This window comes from Streptomyces sp. NPDC005899 (assembly GCF_040629645.1).
In the GTDB taxonomy this organism is placed as follows: Bacteria; Actinomycetota; Actinomycetes; order Streptomycetales; family Streptomycetaceae; genus Streptomyces.
The window spans coordinates 1-16,048 of sequence record NZ_JBEXWB010000127.1 but is presented as its reverse complement, the minus strand read 5'-3'; the positions used below and the strand labels follow the sequence as shown (position 1 = coordinate 16,048).

Below are 16,048 nucleotides of genomic sequence, written 5' to 3'. Positions count from 1 at the left end.
CCGAGGGGCCGTGACCGGCCGAGCGGAGTGACGGGCACCGGTCAGGGGCAGGCGCGCCGGCAGGACGGCTCCAGGCCACCGAAGGCCGGAGGCCGAGGGTGGTGGGGCCGGGGCCCCGTTCAGTGTGGCGGCGGCAGCGGATCCAGCGCGTTGGCGACGGTGCAGCCGCCCTCCCCGGGCATCCGCTGGATGCGGGGCGGCGACCACACCGTGGAGGCACCGGGGACGACCCGGGCGAGGACGCAGTCCTGCGCGTCCCAGCCGTTTCCCTCGACCGAGAGGAGGACCCCGACCCTGCCGCCGTCCGCCTTCACCTCGACGTGGACCGCCGGATCCAGATCCAGGGTGGCGAGGGCACGGAGCTCCTCGTACGGCAGCCGGGGCGGTTCGGGTGGCGGAGCGAATCTCAGCGGCGGGCCGTCCGGGCAGCGCACGTCACCGGGCTCCTCGCGCCACTCGGACTCGGGCGACACCCGTATAGAGAAACACCGCAGGACGACGACCTCGGTGGCGTCGAACCCGTCGTCGTAAGCCGAGCCGGAGGTACGGACGAGCACCTCGACCCCGTCTCCCTCGTGCGTCGAGGTGCCCGTCACGCGCAGGACCTCGACCCCGTCTATGCCGGCGGCGGAGCGCCCGACCTCCTCCGCCGTTCGCGGACGCTGACCGTACAGCCGTTCACCTGCCCGCTGGGCCACCTGCCGCGCGGCGTCCGTGGCCTCGGCTTCGGACGACTGCACCACCCCGCAGGCCGCGGTGAACAGCAACAGCGGGGCCAGCAACGGCAGTCGGCGCATGTGGCCACTCCCCCCTCCGGCCACCGCGCACGGCGGGCGGCCACTCACGGCCTCGCACCGGACCGGCACGGTGATCGTACGCAACCGGTGGTGCGGTCGGACGGGGGGACGTCCGGTGAGCGCCAGGACGGGTACCCGCATCCGGGTGGTGAGCCGCTGCCGCACGTGTACCGGCCTCGCCGGCGGCACACCGGCGGTCCGGTGCGGGGGTACACGTGGCGCCATGATGAAACGTGCACTGTGGCAGGGGCTCGTGGCGGGTGCGGCCGGAGTCGTGGTGATGACTCTGGGCGAGAAGGCCGAACAGCGGCTCACCGGGCGGCCCGACTCGCATGTTCCGGCGCGCACCCTGGAGCGGGTGACGGGAACGGCCGAGCAACCGGGCGACAGCCATTGGCCGTGAACTGGGCGATGCACTACGGGCAGGGCGCGCTGCTCGGGGTACTGCGCTCGGTGATGGCGCACGCGGGGCTGCGCGGACCACTGGCCTCCGCGAAGTTCACCGTGGTCCGGCTGACCAACGACCAGATTCTGGAGAACGCCACCGGGGTCGGGGCCCCGCCGCAGACCTGGCCGCGTACGGAACTCGTCGTGGACCTCCTCCACAAGGCCGTCTACGCGTTCGTCACCGGGGTGGTGGCCGACGCCCTGGCCGCCCGATCCGGACCCGGGCCGGGGCAACTGCACGCTGCCATGCGTACGGGTCGGTACCCGGACGTGGGACGCGTGCCCGTTCGGCACAGCCATCGACGGTGAGTGAGGGGGGCGAGTGTAAGAAGTGGTGCGAATCGTGATGCGGAGTGGACGGGAACTACTCCGCACCACGGTTCAGGCGTTCAGTCCTCGTAGTCCTCGGGGGTGATGTCCGCCTCTTCCAGGGCTTCCCGCATGTTCTTGCCCTCGCTGATCCGCTCCGCTTCCGGTTGTCGTTCTTGCTGACGACGAAATCGGTCGTCTCCGTCTTCGGTCGGTTCTCCTCCGGAACGGACATGCCTCTTCCCTTTCGCCTGACCCGGTGCCACTCATGGACGACCGGGCTTCTTCCGTGCTGTTCAGTGGGCGTCGCCGAACGACTTGTTCCTCCGTCGACGCGATTGCCACGCAGTGCGGGGCCGGACCGTCGCGTCGAGCAGCCTCACCGCGCTGTGCCGGTGCCACCGTGCCGGACCCGCGTCAGCCCGTGTGCTCACGTGCTTTCACCGGTGCTGGTCACACGGGTCACCGAGCCGTACTGCCGCCCGGCTCCTCGTCGTCCTCCTCGGTCCGCTCCCCTTCCGCCTGTGAAGGGGGATCCGGGAGCGTGTCGACGGCGTCCTCGTCGTCCTCGCGTGCGCCTTCCGCCTGCGAAGGCGTGGTCTCGCTCATGCGTCACATTCCATTCCGGGGTCCGGGGTCACTATTGCCGAAGGGCCACACACTTTGCTTCGTGCGCCCGTATTCGCCAGTTCCCGAAAATGCCCGTATGAAGCATTCTCCTCGGGCACCGGAGGAATTTCATTTCGGCTCGGCCGGCACCGGTGCGGACCGGGACAAGAGCCGACCGAGGCGCTCTCGGTGCGGAAAACGGGCGACTTCGACGATCGAGCGTCGCGCCGGAGACAGGTCAGCGGAGGGCTGTGACTGCGAAATCCGTAGTTCACCGGTCGTGGGATTGGCGTCGCCCCAGCCCTCGCGGCACACCCGTTCGTTCGCATGGTCCGGCGTCCTCCCGCCCCTCACCCGTCATCGGGGGAACACCACGGAACCGGAACCGGGCTCACTGTTCGAAGCGGTGGTCATCTCCTGCGCCCACGGAGTGACGGATGGGTACGCTCGCCCGGCTGGAGCACCGGAACGAGCACCGCGACGGTGCGGGGGACGGGTGCCCCGTGGCCGCGCTCGCCGGCGACATGGCGCGCACGCCCGGGGATCGCGAGGCCCGTCGTGTCTTCACCGAGGGAGTGGGTGGCTTCGCCGAGAGGCTGACCACCGAGGACCAGGACGGCATCACCCGGCTGTGCACCATGCTGGGCGCGCTCGTCCTGGCCCGCGCCACGAAGGGCTCCCCGCTCTCCGGGGAGATCCTCACCGGCGCGCTCGCGAGGCGCTGACGGCCACCCGCTGACCGACGGCATACCCGGCGGCATACCCGGCGGCCTTCCGCGAGCCTTACGCCGGACCGACGGCCCGCACACGCAAGGGCGCGCCCTTGACCTCCCCAGGTTTCGGGCGCGCCCTTTCACCCCTGCTCGCAGGAGTGATCACGAGCCCTTCTGCCCCGCTCGGTGCGATGCACACCAGCCACTCCCGTTTCTTTCGCCGACGAGACGGCCACCGCGGCCGACCGGCGTGAGAGGTGGCGCGAGCCGCCCGCACCGGGCTTCAGTGCGCGGCGTCGAGCCGGGCGCGCTGGTCAGGTGTCAGCTCCAGGTCCACCGCGGCCAGGTTCTCCTCCAGTTGGGCGACGGATGACGCCCCGGCCAGAGGAACGACGGGCAGGTCGGCACCGATCTGCCACGCGAGGACGACCTGGTTGACGGTGGCCCCGGTCTCCCGGGCGACAGCGCGCAACACGGCATGTCGGGCGGGGGTCCCGGGGTGGTCGTAATCCGACGGCAGTGGCTTGTCCTCACGGGCGTAGGCGCCCGCGAGCAGGGGCGAGTAGGCGACCAGGGTCAGGGTGGGCTCTGCCCTCAGGTAGCCGAACAGTTCCGGTCCGGCGTGGCCGAGGCTGCCGTCCGGGAAGAGGTCGCTCGGCACGTCGACCCTGGGGCGGAGGAGGCTGTACTGGTACTGGAGCACCTCGTAACCAGGCAGTCCGGCCGCGGCGGCCAGGGCGCGGGCCCGTTCGACACGCCAGATAGCCTGGTTGCTGACTCCGAGCAGTCCGGCCATCCCCTCCGTGACGAGTGCGCCGAAGCCCTCGACGGTCTCCCGCTGCGGCACGGTGTGGTCGTCGATGTGTGCGTAGAGCAGGTCGAGTCGGGATACGCCGAGGCGTTCCATGCTGGCCTCGGCGGCTTCGCGGATCGTCGTCGCCGACAGGCCCTCCGCGTTGTCGACGTAACTGGTCCCAGGGGCCAGCGGGCGGGCGCCGAGCTTGGTGGCGATGACGATCCCGTCGCCGACGCCGCGGCTCCGCCTCCACCTGCCGAGCAGTTCCTCACTGTGCCCGCCCTGGCTGCCGTCGGTCCAGAAGGCGTAGTTGTCGGACGTGTCGACGAAGTTCCCGCCCGCCTCGGCGTAGCGGTCGAGGATGGCGAAGGACGTCTTCTCGTCGGTGAGCGAGCCGAAGAGCATCGCGCCGAGCGCCAGCACGCTCACCTCACGGCGGTGGGCCGGGTCGGTGCCTATGGTGCGGTATCTCATGGCGGTTTCCTTCTTCCTGCCCGACCGTCGGGCACGAGGAGGGAGTCTGCTCCGTGAAGTGCACTCCAAGTCAACGCGCTTCCGCCCCGAGACATCCGGCAGGGATCGCGTCCGGCTGTCTCACGGCTGCCGCCGGGCGCTGCGGGGCCCACGGCGGCCGCCGGTCGCACGGCTCGTCCGGCAGCCGGGCCGTCCGACAGGGTGGAGACCGGGCGTTCCGGAGCCTCGGAGACTCGGGCGGCGGCCGGCGCGGACCAGGCAGGGTGGACATCACCTCGCTCCACGACTCCACGAGGAGCCCTGACGGCCCTCGCTCCCGGCGGCAGGAAGAGCCGGCCAGCGTGGTGGTCGTGGGAGCCGCCGAACCGGGCTTCGATGCGACGGTCCGGACAAGGGGCCCGGGAGGGCGGAGTGCGCGCAGTCCCCGACCGTACCGGTGAGCTGCGCCGACGGATATCCTGTGCGGTCTGCACGAACCAGGGAAGGCACCGCGCAATGAGCAGCACCACTCCGTCCTTGCCCGAGCGGATCGAGCTCTCGGGTGAGGGCCTCGTCCTCCGTGACTGGACGGAGGAGGATCTCACCGCGTTGCCGGAGCTGTTCGATCACCCCGACATCGCCTACTGGACGCCGATCGTCTCCCCCTTCGACGCGGCGGCCGCCCGAGTACGCCTCGACACAGCGCGCCGGCTGCGGGCCGAGGGAACCACCATCCTGCTCGCCATCACCGTGGACGGCGCGGCCCCACTCGGTGAGGTCATGCTGCGGCGGTCGCCCGAAGGGACGGAGCTCGGTTACGCGGTCGGCCCCGCACACCGCGGCCGGGGGCTGGCCGCCCGCGCGGTGCGGGTGATGGCCGCGTACGCCTTCGAGCAGCTGGACGTGGGGCAGGTGATCCTGGAGGTCGAGGCGGAGAACGTCGCCAGTGTCGCTGTCGCCACCCGGGCCGGTTTCAGGTTGCTCGGCGTACCGCTGATCAGGGGCGAGGAGAAGGGGCGGCCCTACGCCTTGCAGACGTGGGGCCTGGACCGCCCCTGAGCCCCAGCCGGATACCGAGTGGAACCCGGCTACCTGAAGGAATGCCCGACCTGGTGGATCAGTGGTCCTCGGCCCCGGCTACAGGTGCCGAACACGGGATCGGTCTCAGCCGGGCTCTCGTGCGGCCGACGGCCCCCCCGGGCGACACGGTCGTCGGTGTCGCCCCTCATCGCGTCGCAGAGCCGTGCCGCCTCGCCCGGGTCGCCCGGGTCGCCCGGGAGGACGCTGAGGACATCGACAGGCATCGGCGCTCGCGGTGTGGACGCACCCGGCGCGGTCGTCATCGGCGACTGCCGGTGCGGACGCGGTGATCGCCGGGCGGGAACCCGGGCGTCCGGTTCGGGCAGCGGTCGTCCTGGGCCGGCGAAGCCGTGTGTGCCGAGGGACGGCACGGTGGACTCAGAGGGTGCGGAGCAGGGCGAGGGTGTGCCGGAGCTCCCCCCGCAGCGCTTCCCCGGCTTCCTCGGCATCCCCCTGCACGACGGCGTCCACGAGGGCCGCATGGCCCGCGTCCCCGTGGTTCGGGTCGTCGGAGCGCAGGCCGAGCAGCTCGGCCATGTCGACGAGCCGCCGCCGCAGCACCGGCACGAACTCGGTGAACAGGCTGGTGAGCACCGGGTTGTGGGCTGCCGCGACAACGGCACGGTGGAGGGCGATGTCGGCCTCCACGAACTCGGTGTCGTCGGCGCCCGCGGCTTCGCGGCGCCTCGCCAGGGCTCCGCGCAGAGCGGTGATGTCGTCCTCCGTCCGTCGCTGCGCCGCCAGCTTCGCGGCTTCCACCTCGATGAGCGTCCGCACTTCGTAGACGTCCGTGATGACCGCCCGGAGGAGCTGGGCGGACCAGGCATCCTTGGGCTCGGTCGCGATGACGAAGACACCGGACCCGTGGCGTGCCTGCACCAACCCCGCGCCGGCCAGTGCCCGCAGGGCCTCGCGGACGGTGGAGCGCCCTACGCCGAGGGTCGCGGCGAGGGTGGTCTCACCGGGGAGTTTCGTCCCCACGCCCCACTCGCCGCCGGTGATCTGCTCGCGCAGGCGCTCCGCGGCTTGTTCGACCAGGGGGGACGGCCTCACGGCACCCAGTGACATGTGGGGTTCACCTTTCACACCTCCCAGGTTGTCTGAGGACCTGAGTTGTCGTTACTGTACCTCGCATGCTGCTGCTCGGGTTCGTTCTTCTCGGCTGCCGCTGCGGGGTCTGACACGACCGGCACCCCGCAGCGGGGTCCGGGGCTGCGCCGGTCGCACGAAGGTCGGCCGAAAGAAGCGCAGAACCCCATGACGAGTCCATCCGACAGCAGGCTCTTTCCCACCCTGCGCACCCCCACCGGCGAACTCCCCGCGGATGCGCCGCACTGGAATCCCCAGCGTCCGAGTGCGATGCCCCACCACCGGTACCGGCCGGCACATCAGCGGGTCGACCTCCCCCTGAGGGACCGCACCTGGCCGTCGAACCGGATCGAGCGGGCCCCGTTGTGGGTGCCGGTCGATCTGCGCGACGGCAACCAGGCACTGGCCGAACCCATGGACACAGCGCGCAAGCGCCGGATGTTCGATCTCCTGGTCACCATGGGCTTCAAGGAGATCGAGGTCGGCTACCCGTCCGCCAGCCAGGCCGACTTCGACTTCGTGCGGCACCTGGCCGGCAGCGGAGCCGTCCCCGACGACGTGACCGTCTCCGTGTTCACCGCGGCCCGCGAGGACCTGATCGACCGGACCATCGCCTCTGTCGAAGATCTCCCCCGCACCCTCGTGCACCTCTACACCGCGACGGCGCCCACCTGGCGGGACGTCGTCCTGACCCGCTCCCGTACCGAGGTCCACCGGTTGGTCCTGGACGCCGCCGGCCACCTGATGCGAAGGGCCGAGGAGCGGCCGGGCGCCGACATCCGCTTCGAGTTCTCCCCGGAGGTCTTCAACCTGACCGAGCCGGACTTCGTCCTGGAGGTGTGCGACAGCGTGAGCGAACTGTGGGAGGCGAGCCCCGACCGGCCGGTGATCCACAATCTGCCGGCGACCGTCGAGATCGCCACGCCCAACGTGTACGCGGACCAGATCGAGTACATGGACCGCCACCTGGGGCGTCGCGACTCGGTGATCCTCTCCGTCCACCCGCACAACGACCGCGGCACCGGTGTCGCGTGTGCCGAACTCGCCGTGCTGGCAGGGGCGCAGCGCGTCGAGGGCTGCCTGTTCGGCAACGGTGAGCGCACGGGGAACGTCGATCTGGTGACCCTGGCACTCAACCTGTACGCGCAGGGCGTCAATCCGATGGTCGACTTCTCCGACATCGACGCGGTGCGCGAGGTGGTGGAGCACTGCAACCGGCTGCCGGTGCATCCCCGCCACCCCTACGGGGGCGATCTGGTGCACACGGCCTTCTCCGGCACTCATCAGGACGCCATCGCGAAGGGCATGGCCCATCACGCGGAGCAGGCCGCGAAACAGGGTCTCGCCGAGGACGAGGCGCCGTGGGCGGTGCCGTATCTGCCCATCGACCCGTGTGACATCGGGCGTACCTACGAGGAGGTCATCCGCATCAACTCCCAGTCCGGCAAGGGGGGCATCGCGCATCTCCTGCACACCCGTCACGGGCTGGACCTGCCCCGTTCGATGCGTCCGGACTTCTCCCGCAGGGTGCAGCACGTGACCGACACGACCGGCCGGGAACTGGGCCACCGGGAACTGTGGGACCTCTTCCGCACCACCTATGTCGCGCCGGCCCAGGACGGGCCCATCACCCTGGTCTCGTGGAACGCGACGGAGCCCGCGCCGGGCGAGCACCGGTTCGACTGCGTCCTGCGGACCGACGGACAGGAGCACTCCTGCCACGGCACCGGCAACGGACCGCTCTCCGCCCTCACCGGCGCGCTGCGTGCCGTCGGCCTCACGGTCGAGATCCTCGGCTACAGCGAGCACTCCACCAGCAGCGGGCCGGGCAGTCACGCCGTGGCCTACGCCGAGTGCCGTGTGAACGGGGTGACCTGCTGGGGGGCGGGCCGGGACACCTCCGTGCTGACCGCGTCGGTGCACGCGGTCCTGGCCGCGGCCAACCGCTCCCCAGGAGGTACCTCGTGACAGCGGCTCCCGTGATCCAGACGCGTGACGTGGAGGTCATCCGCGACGGCAACACGTCGCTGAGTGACCTTTCCCTGACCGTCCGGCCCGGCGAACACTGGGCTCTGCTCGGACCGGACGGTGCCGGCAAGACCACCCTGCTCGCCCTCCTCCCGGCACGTGCCACGGCCCCTTCGGACACGTGGGTGCCGGCGCCCGGGAGTCCGGTGATGCTGCCGGCCAGGGGACGCCCCACAGCACGAAGGTCGGTTCCAGGAGGTCGCCACCCCGCCGAACGGCTCACCTCCGGCGTACGCCGCCTGCATCCGTCGGCCCGCCCACGCGCAGCGTCCCGGCCGTCCGACGCGCGAGGTGCGGGCATGACACGCCCTGACGTGAATGACAGGACAAGGGTGTCACCCTGGGTAAAGTCTCGGCACATGCGACGGACCGTGTGTCGAGCGGGCCTGGCGACGCCGCCCCGGTGTCTCCCCTGTGTGCGGAGGCACCGAGTCCCCGGCGGGAGCCCGGCACCGTACCGGCGCACGCCCCGTGTGCATGAGCCACGACCGCCGGCGGCGGAACCCCGGGCGGTCCGCCGGACCGCCCTGCCCGGCCCGCGGGAGCACCTGCGGTGCCCGGGCACGCGCGGCGGCGTGGGCCGGTGTGTGCCGCACGCCCTCGAGACCGGGTCGGCAGCGTGACCGAATCCTTCTCCGTCGGCGTGGACGCCTCGGCGGCCGGGGGTACGGCGCACGCCGAGGCGCTGTCGAGGCGTACGAGTTGGTGCGTCCGAGCGAATCGGCCGGACGCAGGATCCAGGCCGCTTCATCTCCGGATGCTGGGGCATATGGAAGACCCGCGGCCGGATTCGGCGGCCGCCATGAGGAGGCGACGATGGACACGGTCTGGGCCTGTCCGGCACATGTGAACCGCGTGCTGGGCGACGACATGGTCGATTACGGAGTGGAGACCCGGGACGGCAGTCTGGGCAGTGTCGTCAGGGTCTCGCAGGTTCCCGGTTTCGATCACCTGGTGGTCGACGCAGGAGTCTGGAAGTTCGGCAGGAGCGTCGTCGTACCGGCGGGCATGGTGAGCGCGGTCGACGACTCGGCCCGGGTGATCACGGTGGCGTGCACCAAGGACGAGATCATGGACGCCCCGCGCTTCGAGCGCGACCAGGACACCGGTGACCTCTTCTACCTGCGGTCGCTGGGCGCGTACTACGAAGCCCTGGTCACCGTCCCGCAGTAGACGAGACGCGGCGCCACCGGACGATGACGGTGGCGCCGTTCGCTGTTCCCGAAGCGTCGCGGGGTGTGCGGCCGGGGCCTGCGCGCCCCGGCCGGCAGACAGCACGGTGATCGCGTCGGCTCAGGCGGCCTGGAGGCGGTCGCCCTGCTCGGGAGCCGTCAGGGGGTGTGCGCGGTAGGTTTTCGCAGGGCGCGGACCGAGCATGGTGTCGGCGGTGTGGAGCGCCTGGGAGATCTCCCGGGTGCCGGTCATCACGCACAGGGTGTAGGTGGCGTCCTCGACCGCTCGGACCGTGGCGTCCGTGGAACGGCGGGCGTCCTCGATACGGGCGTCGGCGTAGCGTGCCAGAGCTACTCGCAGGTCCTGAGGACTGGGTGTCAGCACAGCAGGTTCTCCTTCGGTGATCGATCCACTCCGGGTGCGGGCCGCGCGTCGTCGCGTGTGCCGGCGACCCCGCGTGTACCCCCTCTCCGACGGAGTACGCCCTCGCCCACGTACAGTTCGCCGCGGTTCCGTGATCCGGGTTTCCCGGCGTTCCGCGGGGCGCTCCGCGCCTGGTCAGGCATGGATCCGTCCGGGCGCACCCGGGCCACGCCCGCTGAGGTGGCCGGGTCAGGGGATCACTCTCGCGGTGAGCGGTCCCACAGTGGCCGATTCCGGGGTGACGGACGACGGGTGACCGGTGACCGCTTGAGGGCACACCGGCCGCGTTCTCGGCGCCGGTGGAGAAATACTCCCGGCTGGACGCGTGGGAAGCGGGTTCACGTCGTCGCGGAGCCTGTTCGGGCCGGGCACGTGTCCTTCCGGCGGCGTCGGCCCGCACCCTCTTCCGGACGTCGTCCACCGCGCGGCCTGTCCACTCTTTCACCGCGCGAGAGCTCCGGCCCGGCGGGCGGAGGCGATACTGGTCGTGACAGCACGCTTCGCCGCCGTTTCCGTCGCCGCACGTATGCCGGGGGCGGTGGGACGCACCTCTGCCGCAGTCTCCGAGGGGAGCCGTACATATGAGCACGGCGAAAGACCTGTTTCTCATCGCCGTAGACCCGGGGCAGGAGCATGCCGTGGGGCAGGGTGACCTGTCGCTCGCACTCGCCGGAGCCGAGCTGATCGACCTCCTCGGCGCGGGGACCGTCACGGTGGACGACGACCGCATCGTGCCGGGCGGGCCGCCGGCACCCGACGACCGTCTGCTCGGGGAGGCCGCGGCACAGCTCGTCCGGCAGCCACCTCACGAGCGGATCGAGGACTGGTTGTGGCGTCGGGGCCGGGACCTCTCGGCCGCATACCAGGCCGTGCTGGAAGAGGACGGCGAACTGGCGCGGAAGCGGAGCGGCCGGTTGCCGTTCGGCCCCTCACGCGTGGAACCCGTGGAGACGCCCAACAGCCGCCGGGCAGCCGTCCGGTGGGAGGAGAAGGAGCCCGTCCTGGCGGCCCTCGCCTCGGTCGTGGGCGTCGACGGTGGGCGATCCGGCGACGAGCCCGGATTCACCGACGACACGGTGACGACCGTGGTGGCCTCCGTCCACGAGGCGGTGATGGAACTGGAGGCCGTGCGCCAGCGGCGGACCATCGAGAACACGGCCTTCGCCAACGTCTGGCGCGGTCCCTGAGTGTGAACCGTGGCCGAGGGCGGCGTCAGCCATGAGCGTCCCCCCTGAGACCCGGGCAGCGGGACGCCCGTGACCTGCTCCGGCCCGCCCGGGTAGGCAGGCCGCGGGTGGCCGCCTCCCACGTCTGCCGGGCGACGCCTCCGCTCGCCGCCCGGCAGACGCGGTCCTACGCCCCGCCGCGCGTGCCGTTGAGCTTCCCGTCCAGGGTGATCGCCGCGTCGATCAGGGCGAGGTGGGTGAACGCCTGCGGGAAGTTGCCCAGCTGCTGCCCCGTCAGGCCTATCTCCTCGGAGTACAGGCCCAGGTGGTTGGCGTAGGTCAGCATCTTCTCCAGGACCAGCCTGGCCTGGTCGGCACGCCCGGCCCGGGCCAGGGCGTCGACGTACATGAACGTGCACAGGGAGAAGGTCCCCTCGGACCCGCGCAGCCCGTCGGGCGACGCCTCGGGGTTGTAGCGGTAGACCAGGCTGTCGCTGACCAGTTCGCGTTCCATGGCGTCCAGCGTGGACCTCCACATCGGGTCGTCGGGCGTGATGAAGCCGACCGTCGGCATCCGCAGCAGCGACGAGTCGAGTACGTCGTCGCCGTAGTGCTGCACGAATGCCTGCTTCCCCGCGTCCCAGCCCCGGTCCATGACCTGGGCGTAGATCGCGTCGCGGGCATCCACCCAGCGGCCCTGGGACGCGGGGCGGCCGTCGTCGTAGGCGATGCGGATCGCCCGGTCGAAGGCCACCCAGGACATCACACGGCCGTAGGTGAAGTCCTTCCGGCCGCCGCGGGTCTCCCACAGCCCTTCTCCGGGCCGGTCCCAGTGGTCGACCAGCCAGTCGAGGAGGGTGTGCATGGCGGTCCAGCCCCGGTGGTCCAGGTGCATGCCGTGCTGGTGCGCGAAGTAGATGCTGTCGAGCGCCTCACCGTAGATGTCCAGCTGCCGCTGGGTCGCCGCTCCGTTCCCGATGCGGACCGGGGCGGAGCCGCGGTACCCCTCCCAGTGCTCCAGGGTCTCCTCGGTCATGTCGCAGGAGCCGTCGACGCGGTACATGATGTTCAGTGGCCCGGTGCCGTCGCCGTGGCCGGCCTCTTCCCTGACGCGGTCGTGCAGCCAGTCGCTGAACGCCGCGGCCTCCTCCCTGAAACCCATGCCCAGCAGGGCGTACACGGAGAACGACGCGTCGCGGATCCAGGTGAAGCGGTAGTCCCAGTTGCGCTCACCCCCGAGTTGTTCGGGCAGAGCCGCCGTCGGGGCGGCGACCAGGGCGCCGGTCGGCGCGTAGGTCATGAGTTTCAGCGTCACCGCGGAACGCTCCACCGCTTCCCGCCAGCGGCCCGAGTAGGTGGACTGGCCCAGCCAGGTGCGCCAGAACCGGACGGTGCCGTCGAACAGTTGCTTGAGGTCGTCCGCCCGTACCTCGTGCGGTGGCCCGTCGGGGGCCGACTCCACGACCAGCCCGCGTTGTTGCCCCGCCTTCAGCGTCAGGCTGAAGCGCAGGTCACTGTCGCCGGAGAGGATGTCGAGCAACCGCTCGTCCTGCGGTGCCCGGACGGCATGGACGGCGAGGTTCAGGTCCCGCGAGGTGAACAACGCCCCGTGTTCGGTGAGGTGGAGTTCATGCGGCTGACGGCCGTAGTCGAAGCGCGGCGCTATCTCGCCTTCGAACGTCATGCTGCCCCGGACGCAGCGCAGCATCCGGACCAGGCGGTGCCGGCCGGTGGCCGTGGTGCCTATCACCGGCATGAAGTCGACCACCTCGCCCGCCCCGGTGTCGGTCATGAAGCGCGTCACCAGCACGGCGGTGTCGGGGTGGTAGAGCTGCTTGGTGGTGTAGGTGTCCGCTGCCGGCCCGACCGAGAAGTGGCCCCCCCGCCGGCGGTCGAGCAGGGCCCCGAAGACACTGGGTGAGTCGAAACGCGGACAGCAGAACCAGTCGATCGTCGCGTCCGTGGTGACGAGCGCCGCGGCCTGGAGGTCGCCGATCAGGCCGTGGTCCTCGATCAGGGGGTATTCATCCATCTCTGACCCCTTTCACCCTTGACTGACCAGCGTAGGTCAGGGAGGGCCCTTCGTCCTGGCGTCGCGACGTCCGGGGACGGAGTGGTCCAGGCCATCCGCCGCACAGACGCGGCGGTCCCGATGCCCTGAGGGCCGTACGGGGGCGAGGCGCGGGGAGGCCGGGGCGGCGCGTGCTCAGCCACCGCGCACCGGAGACGGAAGTCGAGCGCACGTCCGGTCCGGCTTCCGGCCGGTCACGAGTGGCAAGTCTCGCCATGGTGAGGACGTGCCACGGACTCGCCACCCGTGACGGCTCAGCCGCCGGTCGCGAACCCGGGGAAGAGGGTCATCCCGCCGTCGACGTACAGGGTCGTCCCCACGACGTAGTCCATGAGGTCGGACGCGAGCAGGACGACGGCGTGGGCGATGTCCTCCGGGTCACCGATCCGGTCGTAGGGGATCAGGCGCAGGAGGTCCTCGCGGGCCGAAGCCGTCTCCCAGGCACTCCGGTTGATGGGTGTTCTGATCGCACCGGGGGCGACGGCGTTCACCCGGATCTTCTCCGGCGCGAGTTCCTGCGCCAGGGTCTGCATCATCATCTGCACGCCGCCCTTGGAAGTGGCGTAGTTGACGTGACCCGCCCAGGGAATGAGCTGGTGCACGGAGCTCATGCAGATGATCTTCCCGGCCGCCCGTGAGACCTCCGGCACCACCCCGCGCCGGCGGAACTCCTTGACCGCCTCGCGCGCACAGAGGAACTGGCCCGTGAGGTTGACGTCGAGCACCTTCTGCCACTGGGCGAGAGTCATGTCGGTGACCTTGGCGTCACGCTGCATGCCGGCGTTGGCCACCAGGATGTCGAGGGTCCCGAACTCCCGCACCGTCCGGTCGATCATCGCGGCGACCTGACTCTCCTGCGAGACGTCCGCCTCGCAGGCGACCGCGCGCACCCCGTACGAGGTGATCTCGTCGACCACCTGCTCGGCGGCCTCCCGATCGCTGACGTAGTTCACCACCACGTCGGCCCCGGCCCGGCCCAGCGCGAGGGCCGTTCCCTTGCCGATGCCCGAGTTGGCACCCGTCACCAGCGCCGTCTGGCCCTTGAGCAGGTCGGCCGGCGGAGCGACTCGTACCGTCTCGACGTGGGAAGCCATGATGCCGTCTCCTCGCTGCATCGCCCGGATCTGCCTGAGCACCGGTGCCCGGCGGCGGATCAGGCAATCACGTACGCGCGCGACGGCCGCCCCGGCGGGGCTCCGATTGGGCCGTCGGGCGGAAGGGCCTCACCCGATCGGCTCAGGCGGTGCGCCGGGGGTCGGGTGCCCGGCCGAGGCCTGACTCCCGGAGGCAGGCAGTACGGTCCCCACCATGGCAGCGCTGATCGATCTCACACTGGACCGCGCGGACGCGCAGCGGATCGCCGTCTTCTGGAAGACGGCACTCGGTTACGTCGACGAACCACCGCCTGCGCCCTTCTCCACACGCGCGGAGTGGTTCGCGCACTTCGGCCTGCCGGAGGACGACTCCGTCGAGGAGGGCGCGTGGCTCTGCGACCCCGACGGCGAGGGCCCCCGGCTGTGCATCCTCAAGGTCCCCGAGCCGAAGACGGCCAAGAACCGGCTCCACATGGACATCCGGGTGCCGGGTCACGGGAGCGCCGACGAGCGATGGGTACGGATCACCACGGAGTCCGAGCGCCTGGTGGCGGCGGGCGGCACCGTCCTGGAGAGGTTCGAAGGCCACCACGTCCTGATGGCCGATCCGGAGGGCAACGAGTTCTGCGTCGCCGCGGCTTCCGCCCGACCCTAGGTCAGGTTCCGTCCCGCGGCCCGGCGGCGCCCGGCCCGGTCGGCCAGGGCCTCCCACCGCGCCCCGCGGCCCCCGGCGCGGGCCAGCAGGCGGCCGACGACGGCAGACCGCTACGGCCGGTCAGCGGAGCAGTGCCCCGCGCAGGGTGATGCCGTGCCGCCTGCGCAACCGTCGCAGCTCCCACATCGCCACGGCGGAGACCGACAGAGGGGCGCCCAGGGTGAACGCAACCCGCGCGCCGAGCGGCACGCCGTCGTAGGCCCCCCGGAACACGTCGAAGAGCGCGACTTCCCAGACCAGCAGCGACGCGAGCAGCGGCGGAACCGTCTCGTGCAGGTCCGCCGTCCGGAAGACGTGTACGAGCGACTGGGCGATGCCGTAGAAGACGAAGGGCACGAGCCACAGCAGGAAGGCGCCCATGCCGAACAGCAGCACCACCCGCCCGCTCGAGGCGGTCCAGTCCGTCTCCTCGGTCACGTAGCCCAGCCCGGTGATCATCCTGGGTACCGCGAGCGCGACGACCAGGGCGAGCAGCGCGCCGGCGGGCTTGCCCACGCGGCGCAGGAACAGGCGCCGGTTGGGTGGACGGGCCGCCGCGATGAAGACGCCGACGGCGACGGGGAACGTGATGCCGAGGGTGATGAGCGTCGTACGGATCTGGGCGAAGCGGTCGTCCACGAGGGCGTCCGCGTCCGAAGCCAGCCCGTAGGACACCATCATCCACGTGAGGGCGACCAGGCCCACGACGGTCCGCAGGACCTGCACCCTCTTCACCGCCGGGTCGTGCACCCGGTCCGGACGGGACGGCGTGAACACCGCCCGCCCGACAGCGATGGGGTTGAACAGACGTCCGAAGGTAAGCCGCCGCCCGGGAACCGGCGGGAGGGGAGAGCCCGGTCCCGGCGGTTGTCCTCCGTACGGACTCCACGGCGCCCCGGCCCCGCCCCCGCTTCCGCTCATCCCCGCCGCCTTTCCTTCCACGGTGTCCGCGGACCCCGAGAAGAATACGCATCCTCGGAACGTGGAAGGCCCTGATACCGCTGCGGTCACGCTGCAGCCGTGTACCAGGAGCGGCCGGGTGACGGCACGCTGCCCGCCCTCTTCCGGGCGTGCACGGTGGCGTGCCGAGGTCAGGCCGGCTTGAT

General features: G+C 71.2%; 15 protein-coding genes and 2 pseudogenes. 9 read left to right on the top strand and 8 right to left on the bottom strand.

Annotation, left to right across the window (positions count from 1 at the left end; translation table 11 throughout):
* Positions 1–119: 119 nt before the first annotated feature.
* A complete protein-coding gene (locus ABZ371_RS16525) occupies positions 120–797 on the bottom strand; it encodes a translation initiation factor IF-2 (protein ID WP_358679469.1) in 678 nt (225 codons plus the stop codon).
* A gap of 223 nt (positions 798–1,020) precedes the next feature.
* Here ABZ371_RS16525 and ABZ371_RS16520 point away from each other — a divergent pair, with 223 nt between their 5' ends.
* Positions 1,021–1,200: a hypothetical protein gene (locus tag ABZ371_RS16520; RefSeq protein WP_358679466.1), complete on the top strand. Its 180-nt coding sequence runs from the start codon at positions 1,021–1,023 to the stop codon at positions 1,198–1,200.
* The gene (locus ABZ371_RS16515; protein WP_358679464.1) at positions 1,197–1,553 is read left to right on the top strand and encodes a hypothetical protein; all 357 of its coding nucleotides are present in this window, start codon (positions 1,197–1,199) and stop codon (positions 1,551–1,553) included. The genes ABZ371_RS16520 and ABZ371_RS16515 overlap by 4 nt, the downstream gene beginning before the upstream one ends.
* A 462-nt stretch (positions 1,554–2,015) precedes the next feature.
* On the opposite strand, the gene ABZ371_RS16510 is transcribed toward ABZ371_RS16515, so the two are convergent.
* Entirely contained in the window at positions 2,016–2,162 is a 147-nt protein-coding gene (locus ABZ371_RS16510) for a hypothetical protein (RefSeq protein WP_358679461.1), read from the bottom strand.
* A gap of 470 nt (positions 2,163–2,632) precedes the next feature.
* Between ABZ371_RS16510 and ABZ371_RS16505 the strand changes: the two are divergent.
* A pseudogene (locus tag ABZ371_RS16505) lies at positions 2,633–2,901 on the top strand (TetR/AcrR family transcriptional regulator); the annotation flags it as partial.
* A gap of 257 nt (positions 2,902–3,158) precedes the next feature.
* On the opposite strand, the gene ABZ371_RS16500 reads toward ABZ371_RS16505, so the two are convergent.
* Positions 3,159–4,145, bottom strand: a complete 987-nt coding sequence (locus tag ABZ371_RS16500; RefSeq protein WP_358679459.1) for an aldo/keto reductase — start codon at positions 4,143–4,145, stop codon at positions 3,159–3,161.
* A 495-nt stretch (positions 4,146–4,640) separates the two neighbouring features.
* Here ABZ371_RS16500 and ABZ371_RS16495 point away from each other — a divergent pair, with 495 nt between their 5' ends.
* Positions 4,641–5,183: a GNAT family N-acetyltransferase gene (locus tag ABZ371_RS16495; RefSeq protein ID WP_358679456.1), complete on the top strand. Its 543-nt coding sequence runs from the start codon at positions 4,641–4,643 to the stop codon at positions 5,181–5,183.
* Between the two features lie 399 nt (positions 5,184–5,582).
* On the opposite strand, the gene ABZ371_RS16490 is transcribed toward ABZ371_RS16495, so the two are convergent.
* Positions 5,583–6,272 (bottom strand): FadR/GntR family transcriptional regulator, encoded by a 690-nt coding sequence (locus ABZ371_RS16490; RefSeq protein ID WP_358679453.1) that lies wholly within the window; start codon positions 6,270–6,272, stop codon positions 5,583–5,585.
* 189 nt (positions 6,273–6,461) lie between these two features.
* Here ABZ371_RS16490 and leuA point away from each other — a divergent pair, with 189 nt between their 5' ends.
* The 3 genes and pseudogenes from leuA (at position 6,462) to ABZ371_RS16475 (ending at position 9,494) form a co-directional block, all read left to right on the top strand.
* Complete coding sequence (leuA, locus tag ABZ371_RS16485; protein ID WP_358679450.1) at positions 6,462–8,261, top strand: 2-isopropylmalate synthase; 1,800 nt, start codon at positions 6,462–6,464, stop codon at positions 8,259–8,261.
* Positions 8,258–8,419: pseudogene (locus ABZ371_RS16480) on the top strand (ATP-binding cassette domain-containing protein); the annotation flags it as partial. The gene leuA and the pseudogene ABZ371_RS16480, both read left to right, overlap by 4 nt.
* Before the next feature lie 718 nt (positions 8,420–9,137).
* On the top strand, positions 9,138–9,494 hold the full coding sequence (locus tag ABZ371_RS16475; protein ID WP_358679448.1) for a hypothetical protein: 357 nt from the start codon (positions 9,138–9,140) through the stop codon (positions 9,492–9,494).
* A gap of 120 nt (positions 9,495–9,614) precedes the next feature.
* Here ABZ371_RS16475 and ABZ371_RS16470 read toward each other — a convergent pair whose 3' ends face one another.
* Positions 9,615–9,878 carry a DUF5133 domain-containing protein gene (locus tag ABZ371_RS16470; protein ID WP_358679445.1) on the bottom strand — a complete coding sequence of 88 codons (264 nt, stop codon included), beginning with the start codon at positions 9,876–9,878 and terminating at the stop codon, positions 9,615–9,617.
* A 620-nt stretch (positions 9,879–10,498) separates the two neighbouring features.
* Here ABZ371_RS16470 and ABZ371_RS16465 point away from each other — a divergent pair.
* Positions 10,499–11,104, top strand: a complete 606-nt coding sequence (locus tag ABZ371_RS16465) for a GPP34 family phosphoprotein (protein ID WP_358679442.1) — start codon at positions 10,499–10,501, stop codon at positions 11,102–11,104.
* Between the two features lie 166 nt (positions 11,105–11,270).
* Here ABZ371_RS16465 and ABZ371_RS16460 read toward each other — a convergent pair whose 3' ends face one another.
* Together ABZ371_RS16460 and ABZ371_RS16455 are read right to left on the bottom strand one after the other, a co-directional pair.
* A complete protein-coding gene (locus ABZ371_RS16460; protein ID WP_358679440.1) occupies positions 11,271–13,115 on the bottom strand; it encodes a glycoside hydrolase family 15 protein in 1,845 nt (614 codons plus the stop codon).
* 293 nt (positions 13,116–13,408) lie between these two features.
* Positions 13,409–14,248 carry an SDR family oxidoreductase gene (locus ABZ371_RS16455; protein WP_358679437.1) on the bottom strand — a complete coding sequence of 280 codons (840 nt, stop codon included), beginning with the start codon at positions 14,246–14,248 and terminating at the stop codon, positions 13,409–13,411.
* 214 nt (positions 14,249–14,462) lie between these two features.
* Here ABZ371_RS16455 and ABZ371_RS16450 point away from each other — a divergent pair, with 214 nt between their 5' ends.
* Positions 14,463–14,903 (top strand): VOC family protein, encoded by a 441-nt coding sequence (locus tag ABZ371_RS16450; protein WP_358679434.1) that lies wholly within the window; start codon positions 14,463–14,465, stop codon positions 14,901–14,903.
* Between the two features lie 120 nt (positions 14,904–15,023).
* Here ABZ371_RS16450 and ABZ371_RS16445 read toward each other — a convergent pair whose 3' ends face one another.
* Positions 15,024–15,677: a hypothetical protein gene (locus tag ABZ371_RS16445; protein WP_358679432.1), complete on the bottom strand. Its 654-nt coding sequence runs from the start codon at positions 15,675–15,677 to the stop codon at positions 15,024–15,026.
* Positions 15,678–16,048: the final 371 nt, after the last annotated feature.

What these genes read in the sequence shown, in the direction of transcription:
- ABZ371_RS16475 (WP_358679448.1), top strand. Translation starts at nt 9,138, where the DNA reads ATGGACACGGTCTGGGCCTGTCCGGCACATGTGAACCGCGTGCTGGGC.
- ABZ371_RS16450 (WP_358679434.1), top strand. Translation starts at nt 14,463, where the DNA reads ATGGCAGCGCTGATCGATCTCACACTGGACCGCGCGGACGCGCAGCGG.
- ABZ371_RS16460 (WP_358679440.1), bottom strand. Translation starts at nt 13,115, where the DNA reads ATGGATGAATACCCCCTGATCGAGGACCACGGCCTGATCGGCGACCTC.
- ABZ371_RS16495 (WP_358679456.1), top strand. Translation starts at nt 4,641, where the DNA reads ATGAGCAGCACCACTCCGTCCTTGCCCGAGCGGATCGAGCTCTCGGGT.
- ABZ371_RS16465 (WP_358679442.1), top strand. Translation starts at nt 10,499, where the DNA reads ATGAGCACGGCGAAAGACCTGTTTCTCATCGCCGTAGACCCGGGGCAG.
- ABZ371_RS16490 (WP_358679453.1), bottom strand. Translation starts at nt 6,272, where the DNA reads ATGTCACTGGGTGCCGTGAGGCCGTCCCCCCTGGTCGAACAAGCCGCG.
- ABZ371_RS16525 (WP_358679469.1), bottom strand. Translation starts at nt 797, where the DNA reads ATGCGCCGACTGCCGTTGCTGGCCCCGCTGTTGCTGTTCACCGCGGCC.
- ABZ371_RS16455 (WP_358679437.1), bottom strand. Translation starts at nt 14,248, where the DNA reads ATGGCTTCCCACGTCGAGACGGTACGAGTCGCTCCGCCGGCCGACCTG.
- ABZ371_RS16520 (WP_358679466.1), top strand. Translation starts at nt 1,021, where the DNA reads ATGATGAAACGTGCACTGTGGCAGGGGCTCGTGGCGGGTGCGGCCGGA.
- ABZ371_RS16500 (WP_358679459.1), bottom strand. Translation starts at nt 4,145, where the DNA reads ATGAGATACCGCACCATAGGCACCGACCCGGCCCACCGCCGTGAGGTG.
- ABZ371_RS16510 (WP_358679461.1), bottom strand. Translation starts at nt 2,162, where the DNA reads ATGAGCGAGACCACGCCTTCGCAGGCGGAAGGCGCACGCGAGGACGAC.
- leuA (WP_358679450.1), top strand. Translation starts at nt 6,462, where the DNA reads ATGACGAGTCCATCCGACAGCAGGCTCTTTCCCACCCTGCGCACCCCC.